16 protein-coding genes and 1 other RNA gene are annotated in these 14,933 nt (G+C 66.7%); 9 read left to right on the forward strand and 8 right to left on the reverse strand.

Annotation, left to right across the window (positions count from 1 at the left end; genetic code table 11):
- Positions 1 to 380: 380 nt before the first annotated feature.
- Together dapD and dapE are read left to right on the forward strand one after the other, a co-directional pair.
- The gene (gene dapD, locus DY468_RS20335; RefSeq protein WP_164606779.1) at positions 381 to 1,226 is read left to right on the forward strand and encodes a 2,3,4,5-tetrahydropyridine-2,6-dicarboxylate N-succinyltransferase; all 846 of its coding nucleotides are present in this window, start codon (positions 381 to 383) and stop codon (positions 1,224 to 1,226) included.
- A gap of 7 nt (positions 1,227 to 1,233) precedes the next feature.
- On the forward strand, positions 1,234 to 2,391 hold the full coding sequence (gene dapE, locus DY468_RS20340; protein WP_164606780.1) for a succinyl-diaminopimelate desuccinylase: 1,158 nt from the start codon (positions 1,234 to 1,236) through the stop codon (positions 2,389 to 2,391).
- Between the two features lie 152 nt (positions 2,392 to 2,543).
- Here dapE and truA read toward each other — a convergent pair whose 3' ends face one another.
- The 3 genes from truA to def all read right to left on the reverse strand — a co-directional run bounded on the left by truA (position 2,544) and on the right by def (position 4,937).
- Positions 2,544 to 3,281 carry a tRNA pseudouridine(38-40) synthase TruA gene (gene truA / locus DY468_RS20345; RefSeq protein WP_164606782.1) on the reverse strand — a complete coding sequence of 246 codons (738 nt, stop codon included), beginning with the start codon at positions 3,279 to 3,281 and terminating at the stop codon, positions 2,544 to 2,546.
- 112 nt (positions 3,282 to 3,393) lie between these two features.
- Positions 3,394 to 4,329 carry a methionyl-tRNA formyltransferase gene (fmt, locus tag DY468_RS20350; protein ID WP_164606784.1) on the reverse strand — a complete coding sequence of 312 codons (936 nt, stop codon included), beginning with the start codon at positions 4,327 to 4,329 and terminating at the stop codon, positions 3,394 to 3,396.
- Between the two features lie 80 nt (positions 4,330 to 4,409).
- The gene (gene def / locus DY468_RS20355; RefSeq protein ID WP_164606786.1) at positions 4,410 to 4,937 is read right to left on the reverse strand and encodes a peptide deformylase; all 528 of its coding nucleotides are present in this window, start codon (positions 4,935 to 4,937) and stop codon (positions 4,410 to 4,412) included.
- A gap of 149 nt (positions 4,938 to 5,086) precedes the next feature.
- Here def and DY468_RS20360 point away from each other — a divergent pair, with 149 nt between their 5' ends.
- Complete coding sequence (locus DY468_RS20360) at positions 5,087 to 6,313, forward strand: DNA recombination protein RmuC (RefSeq protein ID WP_164606831.1); 1,227 nt, start codon at positions 5,087 to 5,089, stop codon at positions 6,311 to 6,313.
- Between the two features lie 260 nt (positions 6,314 to 6,573).
- Entirely contained in the window at positions 6,574 to 7,947 is a 1,374-nt protein-coding gene (locus DY468_RS20365; RefSeq protein WP_164606833.1) for an AmpG family muropeptide MFS transporter, read from the forward strand.
- Positions 7,948 to 7,987: 40 nt separating this feature from the next.
- Here the strand turns inward: DY468_RS20365 and DY468_RS20370 are convergent, their stop codons facing one another.
- The 5 genes from DY468_RS20370 to ffs form a co-directional block, all read right to left on the reverse strand.
- Entirely contained in the window at positions 7,988 to 8,404 is a 417-nt protein-coding gene (locus DY468_RS20370) for a hypothetical protein (protein WP_164606788.1), read from the reverse strand.
- Between the two features lie 19 nt (positions 8,405 to 8,423).
- Positions 8,424 to 9,029 (reverse strand): recombination mediator RecR, encoded by a 606-nt coding sequence (gene recR, locus DY468_RS20375; protein WP_164606790.1) that lies wholly within the window; start codon positions 9,027 to 9,029, stop codon positions 8,424 to 8,426.
- Between the two features lie 97 nt (positions 9,030 to 9,126).
- The gene (locus tag DY468_RS20380; RefSeq protein WP_012494280.1) at positions 9,127 to 9,447 is read right to left on the reverse strand and encodes a YbaB/EbfC family nucleoid-associated protein; all 321 of its coding nucleotides are present in this window, start codon (positions 9,445 to 9,447) and stop codon (positions 9,127 to 9,129) included.
- 21 nt (positions 9,448 to 9,468) lie between these two features.
- On the reverse strand, positions 9,469 to 11,349 hold the full coding sequence (locus tag DY468_RS20385; protein WP_164606792.1) for a DNA polymerase III subunit gamma/tau: 1,881 nt from the start codon (positions 11,347 to 11,349) through the stop codon (positions 9,469 to 9,471).
- Between the two features lie 185 nt (positions 11,350 to 11,534).
- Positions 11,535 to 11,631, reverse strand: an RNA gene (gene ffs, locus DY468_RS20390) — signal recognition particle sRNA small type.
- A 187-nt stretch (positions 11,632 to 11,818) separates the two neighbouring features.
- Between ffs and DY468_RS20395 the strand changes: the two genes are divergently transcribed.
- The 5 genes from DY468_RS20395 (at position 11,819) to DY468_RS20415 (ending at position 14,886) form a co-directional block, all read left to right on the forward strand.
- On the forward strand, positions 11,819 to 12,238 hold the full coding sequence (locus tag DY468_RS20395) for an HIT domain-containing protein (RefSeq protein WP_164606794.1): 420 nt from the start codon (positions 11,819 to 11,821) through the stop codon (positions 12,236 to 12,238).
- Between the two features lie 4 nt (positions 12,239 to 12,242).
- The gene (gene nudC / locus DY468_RS20400) at positions 12,243 to 13,175 is read left to right on the forward strand and encodes an NAD(+) diphosphatase (RefSeq protein ID WP_164606796.1); all 933 of its coding nucleotides are present in this window, start codon (positions 12,243 to 12,245) and stop codon (positions 13,173 to 13,175) included.
- A complete protein-coding gene (locus DY468_RS20405; protein ID WP_164606798.1) occupies positions 13,172 to 14,110 on the forward strand; it encodes a sugar kinase in 939 nt (312 codons plus the stop codon). The genes nudC and DY468_RS20405 overlap by 4 nt, the downstream gene beginning before the upstream one ends.
- A 176-nt stretch (positions 14,111 to 14,286) precedes the next feature.
- Entirely contained in the window at positions 14,287 to 14,547 is a 261-nt protein-coding gene (locus DY468_RS20410; RefSeq protein WP_164606800.1) for a CopG family ribbon-helix-helix protein, read from the forward strand.
- A 21-nt stretch (positions 14,548 to 14,568) separates the two neighbouring features.
- Positions 14,569 to 14,886 (forward strand): hypothetical protein, encoded by a 318-nt coding sequence (locus DY468_RS20415; RefSeq protein ID WP_164606802.1) that lies wholly within the window; start codon positions 14,569 to 14,571, stop codon positions 14,884 to 14,886.
- Positions 14,887 to 14,933: the final 47 nt, after the last annotated feature.

The raw sequence follows: 14,933 nt of genomic DNA on the forward strand, positions 1-14,933 counted from the left end.
TTTTCCAGGCGCCGGTCACCGAACCGTCCCAAACCAACATCCATCTGCTCCTCCTCGTCCGCGACCGATATCGAGTCAGAGAAAGCTGCCGCCCGCAACAGACAAAGCAGATGTGTGAATGTCGTAGGGACAAGCCGGGCGACGACGTGGGAGAATGGAAGTTGGCGTCGCCACATCCCCAATCGTCATCGCCCGCGCAGGCGGGCGGCCCAGTATCGCAGAGCGCTCGCGATCTTCCATCCGCCGCCCTGGGATACTGGATCGCCAGGACGAGCCGGACGACGACGTGGGGGGACGCGGCGGCGCCTTGACTCCGCTGCGGCGAATCCGGACAACACTCCGCAAAACTCTCCCGAAATCCGCTTCCCAAGGACCTCTCGATGCCGCTCACCGCTCTTGAATCCGCCATCAATACCGCTTTTGACGCGCGGGACACGATCAGCGCCAAGACCGGGGGCGAGATTCGCCAGGCGGTGGAAGACGCGCTCGATCTGCTCGACGACGGCAAGGTGCGGGTGGCGCAGCGCGACGCCTCCGGCGCCTGGACGGTCAATCAGTGGCTGAAGAAGGCGGTGCTGCTGTCGTTCCGGCTCAACGACATGGGCGTGATCGAAGGCGGCCCCGGCGGCGCCAATTGGTGGGACAAGGTGCCGTCGAAGTTCGCGGGCTGGGGCGAGAACCGTTTTCGCGAAGCCGGCTTCCGCGCGGTGCCGGGCGCGATCGTGCGCCGCTCCGCCTTTATCGCCAAGAACGCGGTGCTGATGCCGTCGTTCGTCAATCTCGGCGCCTACGTCGATGAAGGCACCATGGTGGACACCTGGGCCACGGTCGGCTCCTGTGCCCAGATCGGCAAGCGCGTTCACATCTCCGGCGGCGCCGGCATCGGCGGCGTGCTCGAGCCGCTACAGGCCGGCCCGGTGATCATCGAGGACGACTGCTTCATCGGCGCCCGCTCGGAAGTCGCCGAGGGCGTGATCGTCCGCAAGGGCGCGGTGCTGGCGATGGGCGTCTTCCTCGGCGCCTCGACCAAGATCGTCGACCGCGAAACCGGCGAGGTCTTCATCGGCGAAGTGCCGGAATATGCCGTGCTGGTGCCCGGCACCCTGCCCGGCAAGCCGATGAAGAACGGCGCGCCCGGCCCGGCCACCGCCTGCGCGGTGATCGTCAAGCGCGTCGACGAGCGCACCCGCTCCAAGACCTCGATCAACGAATTGCTGCGGGACTGAGCGAACCGTGACCGCGACCGCGCTCGACATCGCGCGTGACCTGCTGCGCTGCCCGTCGGTGACGCCGGCCGACGCCGGCGCGCTCGGCGTGCTGGAAGCGCTGCTGAAGGGCGCCGGCTTCGACGTGCATCGCGTCACCTTCTCCGAAGCCGGCACCGCCGACATCGACAATCTCTACGCCCGGATCGGCGATGCCGCGCCGCATCTCTGCTTCGCCGGCCACACCGATGTGGTGCCGCCGGGCGAAGCGAGCGCTTGGACGCACGGCGCCTTCGCCGGCGACGTCGCGGATGGTCTGCTGTACGGCCGCGGCGCGGTCGACATGAAGGGCGGCATCGCCTGCGCGGTCGCGGCGACGCTGGACTATCTGGCGTCGCACGGCGGCCGGCCCAACGGGTCGATCTCGTTCCTGATCACCGGCGACGAGGAAGACGTCGCCGTCAACGGCACCGTCAAGCTGCTGCAATGGGCGGCAGAGCGCGGCGAGCAATTCGATCACTGCATCGTCGGCGAGCCGAGCAATGTCGAGGCGATCGGCGACACCATCAAGATCGGCCGCCGCGGCTCGCAATCCGGCGTGCTGATCGTCGATGGCACACAGGGCCACGTCGCCTACCCGCACCGCGCCGCCAATCCGGTGCCGGATATCGCCAGGCTGATCACCGCGCTGAACGACGAGCCGCTCGACCATGGCTCGACACAGTTTCAGCCGTCGAATCTGGAATTCACCTCGGTCGATGTCGGTAACGCCGCCACCAACGTGATCCCGGCGCAGGCACGCGCCAAGTTCAACATCCGCTTCAACGATCACCACACCCAGGACACGCTGAAGGCGCTGGTCGAACAGCGGCTCGCGGCCGCCTGCGGCAACCGCATCCGCGCCCGGATCGAGTGGCTGCCGTCGAACGCCGACGTGTTCGTCACCAAGCCCGGCGCCTTCACCGATCTCGTCTCGGCGTCGATCGCGGAGGTGACCGGCCGCACGCCCGACCTCAACACCGGCGGCGGCACCTCCGACGCGCGCTTCATCGCCAAATATTGCCCGGTGGTCGAGTTTGGCCTGGTCGGCCAGACCATGCACCAGATCGACGAACGCACGCCGGTCAGCGACCTCGACAAGCTGACCGCGATCTATCGCGGCGTGCTGGAGAGATATTTCAAGTAACAACTACACTGTCATTCCGGGGTGCGAGCACAGCTCGCGAACCCGGAATCCCGAGGTTCAGGGCACTGCTGCATTCGCTACAACATCGGGATTCCGGGTTCGCGCTACGCGCGCCCCGGAATGACGAACGAGATGTTCGTGCCCCTTCGTACTCAGTAATCCACCTGCATCAGATACAGCCCCTCCGGCGGCGCGACCGGGCCGCAGGCGGAACGTTTGCGTGCGGCGAGTGCAGCGGCGAGATCGTCGGCGGTCCAGCGGCCTTCGCCGACCCACACCAGCGAGCCGACCATCGAGCGGACCTGGCTGTGCAGGTAAGAGCGGGCATTGGTGACGATATCGACCGCGTCGCCGTTGCGGATCACATCGAGCACGTCGAGCGTCTTCTCCGGCGAGGCGGCCTGGCACTCGGTGTCGCGAAACGTCGTGAAATCGTGCTTGCCGATCAACACCTGCGCGGCCCGGTGCATCGCATCGGTGTCGAGCGGTTTCGGCACCCGCCACACCTTGCCGATATCGAGCGCCAGATTGGAGCGGCGGTTGGCGATGCGGTAGCGATAATGCCGCCTCACCGCCGAGAACCGCGCTTCGAACGTGTCCGGCACAATTTCGGCCGCCAGCACAGCAACCGGGTTGGGACGCAGATGGGCGTTCAGCGCGTCTCGGAGCTTGTCGGCGCGGAACGGTTTGGCGATATCGACATGCGCGACTTGCCCCAGAGCATGGACCCCGGCATCGGTACGACCAGCGCCATGCACCCGCACGACCTCACCGCAGGTCGCCAGTGCCGCGGCCTCCAGCGCGCCCTGCACCGACGGAAGCTTCGGCTGCAACTGCCAGCCGCAAAACGGTGCGCCGTCATATTCGATGGTGAGTTTGTAGCGGGGCATGACCCTATTTGGTGTCATTGCCGGGCTTGACCCGGCAATCCATCGTTCAAGAGAGATTTGTTTCGAGGATGGATGCGCGGGTCAAGCCCGCGCATGACGCTGTGCAATAGGCTCAGCCAACCACCCGCACGCCCTTCGCGATCGGCGTGCCGCGCAGGAAGTCCTCGGCGGTCATCGGCTGCTTGCCGGCGCGCTGCAATTGCGCGATCCGGATCGCGCCGTCGCCGCAAGCAATCGTGAGATCGTCGCCGATCAGTTCGCCCGGCGTGCCACGCCCCTCGGCGAGCGCGCAGCGCAGCACCTTGATCCGAACCGGCTGACCTTCGATCGGCAGTTCGCACCACGCGCCCGGAAACGGCGACAGGCCGTGAATGTGGCGCAGCACCGCCCGCGCCGGCTGGGCAAAATCGATCTTCGCCTCGGCCTTGTCGATCTTGGCCGCGTAGGTGACGCCGTCTTCGGGTTGCTTGGTGAGCTGCAGCTGGTCGCGCTCCAGCGCCGCCATCGCCCGCACCATCAGATCGGCACCGAGCCGCGCCAGCGCATCGTGCAGCTCGGTGACGGTCATCGCGTCGGTGATGGCGATCCGCTCGGCCATCGCGACGTCGCCGGTGTCGAGGCCGATATCCATCTTCATCACCATCACGCCGGACTCCGCGTCGCCCGCCATGATGGCGCGATTGAGCGGCGCGGCCCCTCGCCAGCGCGGCAGCAGCGAGCCGTGAAGATTGTAGCAGCCGAGCGGCGGAGCATCGAGAATCGGCTGCGGCAGAATCATGCCGTAGGCCACCACAACAGCGGCGTCGGCCTCGTGGGCGCGAAACTCCGCCTGCGCATCCTCGGTCTTCAGCGTCTTCGGCGTCAGCACCGGGATGCCGAGCCGGTGCGCGGCCAGCGCCACCGGCGTCTCCTGCAGCTTCATGCCGCGGCCGGCCGGCTTCGGCTCGCGGGTGTAGACCGCGACGATGTCGTGGCCATAGGCCGACAGCGCCAGCAGCGTCGGCACCGCGAACTCGGGCGTGCCCATGAAAACCAAGCGAAGAGGCATGACGTGAGGGTCCCGTGCAGGTCTGGGCCGACGGTGGGCCGCGCGGCCGCAACGCGTCGGCCGGTCACCTTGCCGAGCGCTCAGACGTATTTGATACCGCGCTTGGCGGCCTTCTCGAACTTGCGGATCACCATCGCGCGTTTCAGCTTCGACAGGTGATCGACGAACAGCACGCCGTTGAGATGATCGATCTCGTGCTGGATGCAGGTCGCGAACAGGCCGTCGGCGTCCTCTTCCTTCACGTTGCCGTCGAGATCGGTGTAGCGGATCCGCACCGTCTTCGGGCGCTCGACCTCGGCGTAGTATTCCGGGATCGACAGGCAGCCTTCCTCATAGACGTTCATCTCAGCGGACGCGCCGACGATCTCAGGATTGATGAAGGCACGCGGATCGCTTTTGCCGTCACCCTCCTTGCGAACGATGTCCATCGTGATCAGCCGCACCGGCTCGGCGATCTGAATCGCCGCCAGTCCGATCCCGGGCGCCTCGTACATGCTCTCGAACATGTCGTCGGCGAGCTTGCGGATCTCGGTCGTCACCTCGGCGACGGGCTTGGAGATCTCGCGCAGCCGTTTGTCGGGCAGAATGATGATTTCGCGTAGGGCCATGGCGGCGATTTAAGCGGCGGCGCGGTTGCGGTCAATCCGGGACCGACCGGAGAGGGTGCCACTTTCGGCGCGTCCGGGCTTAAAGGTCTGTTCAGCGCCACGTTCTATCTTCGTTCCCCATGAGCGTGCAAACTGCGACACCGGCGGCGATGGATCAGATCCTGTTCAGGTTCGGCGACCTCCCGGTCAGCGTCGGCATGGCGGGCGCTGCATTTGCGGCCGTGGCTCTGGCGCTGCTTGCGATCATCGCCGTGCTGGTGGCCCGCGGCAGCGCCGTGCGGCGGGGTGCAGAGATCGACCAGCGGCTGGCGCTGTTGATGCGGGCGCAGCACGAGGCCAACGGCCGGGTCGATGCGATGGGCAGGGCGCTCGCCGGCCGTCAGGCCGAGATGGCCCGGGCGATGAGCGAACGGCTCGACAGCGTCACCCACCGCTTCGGCCAGTCGCTGACACAGTCGACCCGTTACACCATGCAGAGCCTGCAGGCGCTGCACGAGCGGCTCGGCATCATCGACCGCGCCCACGACAACCTCACCGAACTGACCGATCAGGTGACGACGCTGCGCGACGTGCTCGCCAACAAGCAGGCGCGCGGCGCGTTCGGCCAGGCGCGCATGGAAACCATCGTGCAGGACGGGCTGCCGAAGGGCTCGTTCGCGTTCCAGTACACGCTGTCGACCGGCAAGCGGCCGGATTGCGTGGTGCTGATGCCGGATCAGCCGCCGCTGTGCATCGACGCCAAATTCCCGCTGGAGGCAGTCACCGCGCTGCGCGAGGCGCGGACCGACGAGGACAGAAAGTCGGCCTCGCAGCGGCTGCGCACCGACGTGATGCGCCATGTCGACGACATCGCGTCGAAATACCTGATCCCCGGCGAGACCCAGGACACCGCGCTGATGTTCGTGCCGTCGGAGTCGGTCTATGCGGAGATCCACGACGGTTTCGACGACGTGATCCAGAAGGCCTACCGTGCCCGCGTCGTGCTGGTGTCGCCGTCGCTCTTGATGCTGGCGATCCAGGTGATGCAGCAGATCCTGAAAGACGCGCGGATGCGGGATGCTGCCGACCAGATCCGCACCGAAGTGCTCAGCCTGTCCGACGATCTGGCGCGGCTGCGCGAGCGCGTCACCAAGCTGCAGACCCATTTCGGCCAGGTCACCGACGACGTCCGCCAGATCCTGATCTCGGCCGACAAGATCGAGCGCCGCGCTGCGCGGATCGAGGAACTGGATTTTACGGCGCCCGAGGCGGCCGCGCCGATGGCGTCGGCCGAAGCACACACCTCGGCATCGAGCCACGAGGCGCCGCTCGCCCCGGACCGCGCCGACCTGTTCACCTCGCGCGCGTTCAAGATCGACGAAGTCGCGCCGAGCTGAGGCAACGCCACGCAACCCACCGTCATCGCCCGCGTAGGCGGGCGACCCAGTATCCCAGAGCACCACCGAGTCTTGCCGCGACACCCCCGCGCAACCTTCTCGCTGCATCACGCAGGGCGGTGAGTACGAGATCGCCAGTCTACGCGGGCGATGACGTCTGGTTCGTGGTCACGGCTTCGAGTGACATGATGGCCATGATCCAAAAGCGCGGGCTCTCCGGCGGCATGCCCGCTCGCCGTCGAATCTGTTACCCCTTCGCCATGACCTCGTCCGACACCCCACCGAACGCCTCACGCGCGCCGACCGCCCCCACCAAGCCGAGCTGGCGCGAGGCGATGGCGGTGTACTTGCAGCCGCGGGTGCTGGTGGTGCTGTTTCTCGGCTTCGCGTCGGGGCTGCCGCTGGCGCTGTCGGGCTCGACGCTGCTCGTTTGGATGCGGGAATCCGGCGTCGATCTCGGCACCATCGGGTTGTTCGCGCTGGTCGGCACCCCCTACACACTGAAGTTCATCTGGGCGCCGCTGGTCGATGCGCTGCACCTGCCGCTGTTCACCCGCGCCTTCGGGCGCCGGCGCGGCTGGCTGGTGTTCGTGCAATTGTTGCTGATCGCCACGATCCTGCTGCTGGCGCTCACCGATCCGGCGAAGTCGCCGCTGTTCGTGGCGATCGGCGCGCTGCTGGTCGCCGCCGCCTCGGCGACTCAGGACATCGTCATCGATGCCTTCCGCGTCGAGAGCCTGCCGGAAGACGAACAGGCCGCCGGCATGGCGTCCTACGTGGCTGCCTACCGGATCGGCATGCTGATCTCGACCGCGGGCCTGCTGTTCCTGGTCAGCGCCTATGAGGGCACCGGGCTGACGCGCGGCACGGCGTGGATGTGGGGCTATCTGACGATGGCCGCGATGGTGCTGATCGGCACCGTCACCGCCCTGTTCGCCACCGAGCCGGAGCAGTCGCGCCGCGCCGAAGCAGCGACCAGCGGCGAAAGCGGATTCAAACGGGTGGTCCACGCGGCGCTCGGCGCCTTCACCGAATTTCTCACCCGCAAGGACGCGCTCACCGCCCTCGCCTTCGTGGTGCTGTTCAAGTTCACCGACGCGTTCTCCGGCACCATGACGGCGCCGTTCGTGATCGATCTCGGCTATTCGCGCAACGACTACGCGGCGATCGTCAAAGGCGTCGGCCTGATCGCGACGCTGGTCGGCGGATTCGCCGGCGGCTATCTGGCGCGGCGCTACTCGCTGGTCGCCAGCCTGTGGATCGGCGCGGTGCTGCAGGCGGTTTCGAATTTGGCATTCGCCTGGCTGTCGACCGTCGGGATCAACCAATGGGCGCTGGCGCTGGCGATCTCGGTCGAGAACTTCACGGGCGCGATCGGCACCGTGATCTTCGTCGCCTATCTGTCGGCGCTGTGCCAGAATCCGCTGCACACCGCGACCCAATACGCGCTGCTCACCGCGCTCGCCGCCGTCGGCCGCACTTATTTGTCGGCGAGCGCCGGCTACGTGGCACAAGCCACCGGCTGGCCGGCTTTTTTCATGATCAGCGTGGTGGTCGCGGCACCCAGCCTGTTGCTGCTGGCCTTGTTGCAGCGTCGCGGCCATTTCGCCGCGCTCGGCCCGGTGAAAGTGTAGCTGGAGGCGGCGCCGGCTCCTCGCAGCGGCAGCACGCCGCTTACTTCACCAGACTCCACTTGGTCACCACCGCTTCGCTCATCTGCCCGGGCTCGTTGGCGCAGGAGACCGAGACGACCTTCAGCGCGACCTGCTTGCCGCGATGGGTCTTCAACTGCGCTGCCTGAGCGTCGTCGGCCGGAACGATCTGGAAGGTCTCGGGGCCGTTCTCGAGATTGCAGAGGCCGGACGGCGCCGGCAGCCGGCGCGGATCGCTGACGAGCTGATACACCGGTCCCTTCGTCCCCTTGGCCCGCGTCTTCAGCGCGTTCAGTTCGCCGTTGAGAATATCGCCCACCCGCAGCGTGGTCGGTTTCGGCAGCGCCGCCTGCGCTGAATCTTGCGCCGACACCGCGGAGGCAGCGAGCGTCAGAGCGAGCGCAGCAATCGTCGAGAGCGGGAAGCGGAGTCGAGGCATCAGGTCCAATCCGGTTGTGTCAGAACAAGGTGCGCTGCCGCATCGCCGCCGACAGCGTTCCTTCGTCGAGATAGTCGAGTTCACCGCCGACCGGCACGCCGTGCGCGAGCCGGGTTACTTTGACATTGGCGTCCTGCAACAGGTCGGTGACGTAATGTGCGGTGGTCTGGCCGTCGACGGTGGCGTTGAGCGCCAGAATAATCTCGGCGACGCCGGGATCGTGCGCCCGCTTCACCAAGCTGTCGATCGTCAGATCCTCGGGGCCGACACCGTCGAGCGGTGACAGCGTCGCCCCGAGAACGTGGTATCGGCCGTTTGTGGCGGAGGCGCGTTCGAGCGCCCACAAATCCGCGACGTCGGCCACCACCACGATGATCGAGGAATCGCGGCGCGGATCGGTGCACACCGTGCACGGATTTTGCGAGTCGATGTTGCCGCAGGTGCTGCAGACTTCGATCTTGTCGATCGCGACCTGCAGCGCGGTGGCGAGCGGCGCCATCAGCGCGTCGCGCTTCTTGATCAGGTGCAGCGCAGCTCGCCGCGCCGAACGCGGCCCCAATCCGGGGAGCCGCGCCAGCAACTGAATCAAACGTTCGATCTCGGGGCCTGCGACCGCACCGGCCATCGGGACTCCATCTTCGGTGGATTGATCAGACGCGACGAGGCGGCGTTGCCGCCGCCGAGGCGCGGCGGTCTGCCGCGAATCGAGCAGGCCGGAAAGACTAACCCAGGCCGAGCCCAGGCGGCAGGCCGAGGCCGCCGGTCAGCGCCTGCATCTTCTCCTGCATCGCGGCTTCGGCCTTGCGGTGCGCGTCGCCATGCGCCGCCACCAGCAGATCTTCGAGGACTTCGCGCTCGTCGGCCTTGATCAGCGACGGATCGATCGAGATGCCGCGCACCTCCATCTTGGCGCTCATCCGCACCTTCACGAGGCCGCCGCCCGACAGGCCCTCGACCTCGATTTGGTCGAGCTCGGCCTGCATCGCCTTCATCTTCGACTGCAGTTGGGCCGCCTGTTTCATCATGCCGAGAAAATCAGCCATGATCGGTTTCCTTTCAGATCGCTAATCGTCGTCGTCGATTTGCTCGGAGGGATCGTCCATATCAGACTCGATCTCCACCGGCTCGGAGGCGAGGCGCCGCACCGTCAGCTTGGCGCCGGGAAACCGCGCCAACACTTCCTGCACGCGCGGATCGTTCTCCGCCGCACGCTCGCGCTCGTTCTGTTGCGCCATGCTCTGCTGGCGCAGCGTCGGCTGGCCAGGCTCGTTGGACACGATCACGGTCCAGCGCCGCCCGGTCCATTGCTCGAGCTTACGGCCGAGTTCGTTGATCAAGCTGCGCGACGCGGTGGGCTCCAGCGCCAGCTCGAGCCGCCCGTCCTCGATTCGTACCAGCCGCACGTCGGCTTCGAGCGCCAGGCGGGTCATCACGTCCCGCTTCTCTGATGCCAGCGCGACGAGCTGCGGAAATGTGGTGATCTTCAGCGCCGGCGGTTCGGGCTCCGGCGCCGGTGCGCTGACCGGCGAGCGCGCCGCGTTGTCGAGACCACCGCGCAGCATCGTCGGCGCCGATGCGGCGCTCATGGATGCCGCGCCCATGCTGGGTGCGCTGCGTGGCATCGACGCGCTCGGAGCGGACAACGATGCGGCCGAGGCGACCGGCGCGGACGAACCGCCCCGCGCGCCGCCACCGCCCGGAAGCGAGGGTGCATCGCCGCCGCCGCTTTGCTGCAGCATCCGCAGCGCTTCGTCCGGAGTCGGCAGATCGGCCGCATAGGCGATCCGCACCAGCACCATCTCGGCCGCCGCGGCCGGACGGGTCGCGCCCTGCACCTCGGCGATGCCCTTCAGCAGCATCTGCCACATCCGCGACAGCACCCGCATCGACAGCTTGGCGGCGAAGTCGCGGCCGCGCACCCGCTCGGTTTCGCCGAACGCGACGTTGTCGGCGATCGCCGGCACGATCTTTACGCGGGTGACGAAATTGACGAATTCGGCAAGATCGGACAGCACCACCACCGGATCGGCCCCGGTGTCGTACTGGTCGCGGAATTCGGCGAACGCGGCTGCGATGTCGCCGCGCGCCAGCGCATCGAACAATTCGATCACCCGCGTCCGGTCGGCCAGCCCGAGCATCTGCCGCACGGCATCCGCCCGCACCACCCCCGCGGCATGCGCAATCGCCTGGTCGAACAGCGACAGCGAATCGCGCACCGAGCCTTCGGCGGCACGGGCGACGATGCCGAGCGCTTCCGGCTCGACCTCGACGCCTTCCTTCTGGGCGATGTTCGACAGATGGTTCATCAGCACGTCGGCTTCGACCCGGCGCAGGTCGAAGCGCTGGCAGCGCGACAGCACCGTCACCGGCACTTTCCGGATCTCGGTGGTGGCGAACACGAATTTGGCGTGCTCCGGCGGCTCCTCCAGCGTCTTCAGGAAGGCGTTGAACGCCGCCGTCGACAGCATGTGGACTTCGTCGATGATGTAGACCTTGTAGCGCGCCGAGGCCGGGGCGTAGCGCACGCTGTCGTTGATCTGGCGGACGTCGTCGACGCCGGTGTGCGAGGCGGCGTCCATCTCCAGCACGTCCATGTGCCGGCTTTCCATGATCGCCTTGCAGTGCACGCCGTGCACCGGCATGTGGATGGTCGGTCCCTTCACCGAACCGTCCGGCAATTCGTAGTTCAGCGCACGCGCCAGGATGCGGGCGGTGGTGGTCTTGCCGACGCCGCGGACGCCGGTGAGAATCCAGGCCTGCGGAATCCGGCCCGTATCAAACGCGTTGGACACGGTGCGGACCACCGCTTCCTGGCCGATCAGATCCTCGAAGCTGTTGGGGCGATATTTCCGCGCCAGCACCCGATAGGCGCCGGCCGGCGCGCTGGAGCTTGCCGGCTGCTCGGGAGCAGCGGGCGGCGTCGCGGAAAGGCCAGTGTCACTCATCGGTCGGTCCGCAATGCTGCGTCAGTGGGGCGGGCTTGCGGAAGGGAGCGGGGCGCTGGCGACGGGGCAGGATCATGTGGCTGGCCCGGAACACCCATCGCACCGGATCGGCAGCAGCCGATCCTGATCCACCTTCGTCCGGCCGCGGCGCCCCGAAGCCCAGGGCAGCACGGCCGAAAAATGAGGTAGGAGACTGACGAGCGACCCGATCCAGACCTCGTTAGGGCTGCTTCCTTCCGGACCTGACCCGGTTGGCGAGAGGCTCGTCCACCGCCAATCTCCCGGTCCCTATTTGGCGCCAAACCGGACCGAATGCAAGTCGCCGGTCCGACCCTTCGACACGTCTTGGACCTTCTGCTAGGAGGCGCTTCCGCCGGTCCGGGCGGCTTGGTATGACTCCGGAGCGGCCGTGCGCCGTCCCCGCCACAGACAAGAGCCCACGCTCCCACAACGGGCCGATGGAACCGCAATGTCCTCCTCCGACTGGTCGCTGAGCCCACGGCTCGAACAAGACACCATCAACATCGGCGATCTGCCACTCAGCCGGGTGCTGGTGATCAAGGACGCGCATTATCCCTGGCTGCTGCTGGTGCCGCGCCGGCCCGGCGCGAGCGAGATCATCGACCTCGACGAGGTGGCGCAGGCGCAATTGATGACCGAGATCAGCCGCGTCAGCCGCGCCCTCAAGGAGGTCACCCAATGCGACAAGCTCAACATCGCGGCGCTCGGCAATCTGGTGCCGCAGCTTCACGTTCACATCATCGCGCGGCGCTCCAGCGACGTCGCCTGGCCGCGCCCGGTGTGGGGCGTGATGCCGCCGCTGGCACACGACGCCGAAGAGGTGCAGCAGTTCATCAATCTGCTCCGCCGCAAGATCTGGCTGAGCTGAGCCGATGAGCACCTCCTTTCCGCTCGGCCAACCCGCTTTCGTCGCCCATGTGCTCGACCGCGCCGCGCATCTGCGCGGCAACGACGCCAAGCTGATGGCGATGGAGGAGCGCGGCGACACCCGCGCCTATGTGGTGCATCGCGATTCGCTGCTGGTGAAGCACGAGCCGGACGGCCCGCGCGCCGAGCTGACCATCAAGGAGGCGCTGGCGCTCGGCGCCAATCCCGGCACGATCTTCCTCGGCCTGCGCGATGGCGCGGCGGTGTTCGGGATGGGGATCGGCGGCCCGGCCGCCGACAAGCTCGCCGGCCGGCCTGATGCCGGCCTCGCCGAACTGCGCGGGCTCGCAATGCAGGGCCTGTTGCCGGTCGAGCAGCTCTCGGCGATCGCAATGGCGAAATCGCTGGTCAACTGGCATCAGCGCCACGGCTATTGCGCCAATTGCGGCACCCGCACCGCGATGTCGCAAGGCGGCTGGAAGCGTGATTGCCCGTCCTGCAAGGCCGAGCACTTCCCGCGCACCGATCCTGTGGTGATCATGCTGGTGACGAACGGCGAGCGCTGCCTGCTCGGCCGCCAGAAGCAGTTTCCGCCCGGGATGTACTCGTGCCTCGCCGGCTTTGTCGAGGCGGCCGAGACGATCGAGGACGCGGTCCGCCGCGAGATCGTCGAAGAGTCCGGCATTCTGTGCACGGACGTGCGCTACTACATGACGCAGCCATGGCCATATCCGTCGTCGCTGATGATCGCCTGCACCGCGACCGCGACCAGCGAGGCCATCACCGTCGATCGGACGGAACTGGAAGACGCCCGATGGTTTTCCCGTGACGAGGCCGCGCAGATGTTGAAGCGCACGCATCCGGACGGGCTGGCAGGGCCGCATCCGTTCGCGATCGCGCACCACCTGCTCGGCCGCTGGCTGGAGGACAATTCATGAGCGACACGGTCAAGCGCGCGCCGCGCATCTTGTGCATCGGCATTCCGGTGCGCGACCTCACCTTCCGAGTGGAGGCGGTGCCCGGCCGCGGCAACAAGGTGCCGGCGAGCGCGTTCGGCGAGATCTGCGGCGGCAACGCGCTCAATGCTTCGATCGGCATCGCCCGGCTCGGCGGCAAGGCGCAGATGTGCGGGCCGATGGGCGACGCCGAAGAGGCCGCTGCGCGCTTCATCTTCGACAAGCTCGCCGAGGAAGGCATCGGCTCAACCCACCTCGTCCACATGCCGGGGCTGGTGACGCCGATTTCGGCCGTGCTGGTCGACCCGACCGGCGAGCGCACCATCGTCACCTTCCGAGATCCGGGGCTGTGGAGGGTCACGCTGCCCGACGCCGACGCGCTGCTGAAGGACTGCGACGCGATTCTGACCGAAAGCCGCTGCTCCAGCTTCGTCACGCCGCTGTGCGCCGAAGCGACGCGGCGCGGCATTCCGGTGGTGGTCGACGTCGACAACGCGATGGCGATGAACGAGGGCCTGCTGACCGCCGCCTCGCATCTGATCTGCTCGGCCGAGGCGCTGCACGCCACCGCCGGCACGGACGACGACGAAGAGGCGCTGAAGAAGCTGGCGCGGCTGACCAAAGCGTTCGTCGCCGTCACCCGCGGCCCGAAGGGCACGCTGTGGCTCGACGACAAGAAGCAGTTCCGCGAAACCCCGGCGTTTCCGGTGCACTCGGTCGACACCCTCGGCGCCGGCGACATCTTCCACGGCGGCTTCACCGTGGCGTTCGGCGAAGGCCAGGACATCGCCCACGCGCTGCGTTTCGCCTCCGCCGCCGCGGCGCTGAAATGCACCCGCCCCGGCGGCGCCTTTGCCTGCCCAACCCGCGCCGAGGTCGACGACCTGCTGGCGAAATCGCCGGTGGGCGCGCTCTGAAGCGATGGGTCAGGCGCTGTTGCGAGGCAACCCAACTCGTTGGATTCGCAATCTTTCGAGATTCGTTGTGCCTCGCCCCATCGTCCTGCTCTCACCCACACCGCACAGGAACGTCATCCACCAGTTGAAACCTCCCGAATTTGTAATACGATGTATTACAACTTCGGGAGACTTGGATGAGCAAAGCCCCACTGTCCGACCCTTTGACGATTCGGCTTCCCCTCGACGTCCTGGACGACATCGAGAAGATTGCGGCGGCCTCCGATCGCAAGCGAAGCTGGGTGATCGTGCGCGCATTGAAGGCTTACCTGGAAGGCGAGGGCGCAGATATTCTCGCCATCATCAAGGGACGCGAACAGATCGCGGCCGGCGGCGTCCACGACATGGACGACGTCATTAGGGAAATCGAAGCCATCGTGAATTCGAAGGCAGCTTGATGAAGGTCCGGCTTTCCGGGGATGCGCGAAACTATCTTCTGCGCGAAGCCGCATACTTGGCCGAAAGAAGCCCGGCAGCCGCTACTGCATTTCTTGAAGATATCCGGTCTGCTCGACGACGCATCGGCAAGTATCCAGAGATCGGTTTCAAACTCACCCCGATCAAAGGCAGCAGACGCTGTGGTCGTCGGAAACTACCTGATCGATTATGATTCAGGGCCGGACGGCATCGAGATCACGGCCATTCGCCACGGCCGTCAGTCCGAAGTCTCGCTCAGTCTCGACGAGGATTTCGACTACGAAGTGGACGATGATACCATGCCCACCCACAAATCTTAATCGGCGCGTCGGGCGGGCAGGCACTGTTGCAAAGCTCATCACACTGG

The organism is Rhodopseudomonas sp. BR0M22, from assembly GCF_010907035.1.
Lineage (GTDB): Bacteria > Pseudomonadota > Alphaproteobacteria > Rhizobiales > Xanthobacteraceae > Rhodopseudomonas.

What these genes read in the sequence shown, in the direction of transcription:
- dapD (WP_164606779.1), top strand. Translation starts at nt 381, where the DNA reads ATGCCGCTCACCGCTCTTGAATCCGCCATCAATACCGCTTTTGACGCG.
- truA (WP_164606782.1), bottom strand. Translation starts at nt 3,281, where the DNA reads ATGCCCCGCTACAAACTCACCATCGAATATGACGGCGCACCGTTTTGC.
- fmt (WP_164606784.1), bottom strand. Translation starts at nt 4,329, where the DNA reads ATGCCTCTTCGCTTGGTTTTCATGGGCACGCCCGAGTTCGCGGTGCCG.
- def (WP_164606786.1), bottom strand. Translation starts at nt 4,937, where the DNA reads ATGGCCCTACGCGAAATCATCATTCTGCCCGACAAACGGCTGCGCGAG.
- DY468_RS20360 (WP_164606831.1), top strand. Translation starts at nt 5,087, where the DNA reads ATGGATCAGATCCTGTTCAGGTTCGGCGACCTCCCGGTCAGCGTCGGC.
- DY468_RS20365 (WP_164606833.1), top strand. Translation starts at nt 6,574, where the DNA reads ATGACCTCGTCCGACACCCCACCGAACGCCTCACGCGCGCCGACCGCC.
- DY468_RS20370 (WP_164606788.1), bottom strand. Translation starts at nt 8,404, where the DNA reads ATGCCTCGACTCCGCTTCCCGCTCTCGACGATTGCTGCGCTCGCTCTG.
- recR (WP_164606790.1), bottom strand. Translation starts at nt 9,029, where the DNA reads ATGGCCGGTGCGGTCGCAGGCCCCGAGATCGAACGTTTGATTCAGTTG.
- DY468_RS20380 (WP_012494280.1), bottom strand. Translation starts at nt 9,447, where the DNA reads ATGGCTGATTTTCTCGGCATGATGAAACAGGCGGCCCAACTGCAGTCG.
- DY468_RS20385 (WP_164606792.1), bottom strand. Translation starts at nt 11,349, where the DNA reads ATGAGTGACACTGGCCTTTCCGCGACGCCGCCCGCTGCTCCCGAGCAG.
- DY468_RS20395 (WP_164606794.1), top strand. Translation starts at nt 11,819, where the DNA reads ATGTCCTCCTCCGACTGGTCGCTGAGCCCACGGCTCGAACAAGACACC.
- nudC (WP_164606796.1), top strand. Translation starts at nt 12,243, where the DNA reads ATGAGCACCTCCTTTCCGCTCGGCCAACCCGCTTTCGTCGCCCATGTG.
- DY468_RS20405 (WP_164606798.1), top strand. Translation starts at nt 13,172, where the DNA reads ATGAGCGACACGGTCAAGCGCGCGCCGCGCATCTTGTGCATCGGCATT.
- DY468_RS20410 (WP_164606800.1), top strand. Translation starts at nt 14,287, where the DNA reads ATGAGCAAAGCCCCACTGTCCGACCCTTTGACGATTCGGCTTCCCCTC.
- DY468_RS20415 (WP_164606802.1), top strand. Translation starts at nt 14,569, where the DNA reads ATGCGCGAAACTATCTTCTGCGCGAAGCCGCATACTTGGCCGAAAGAA.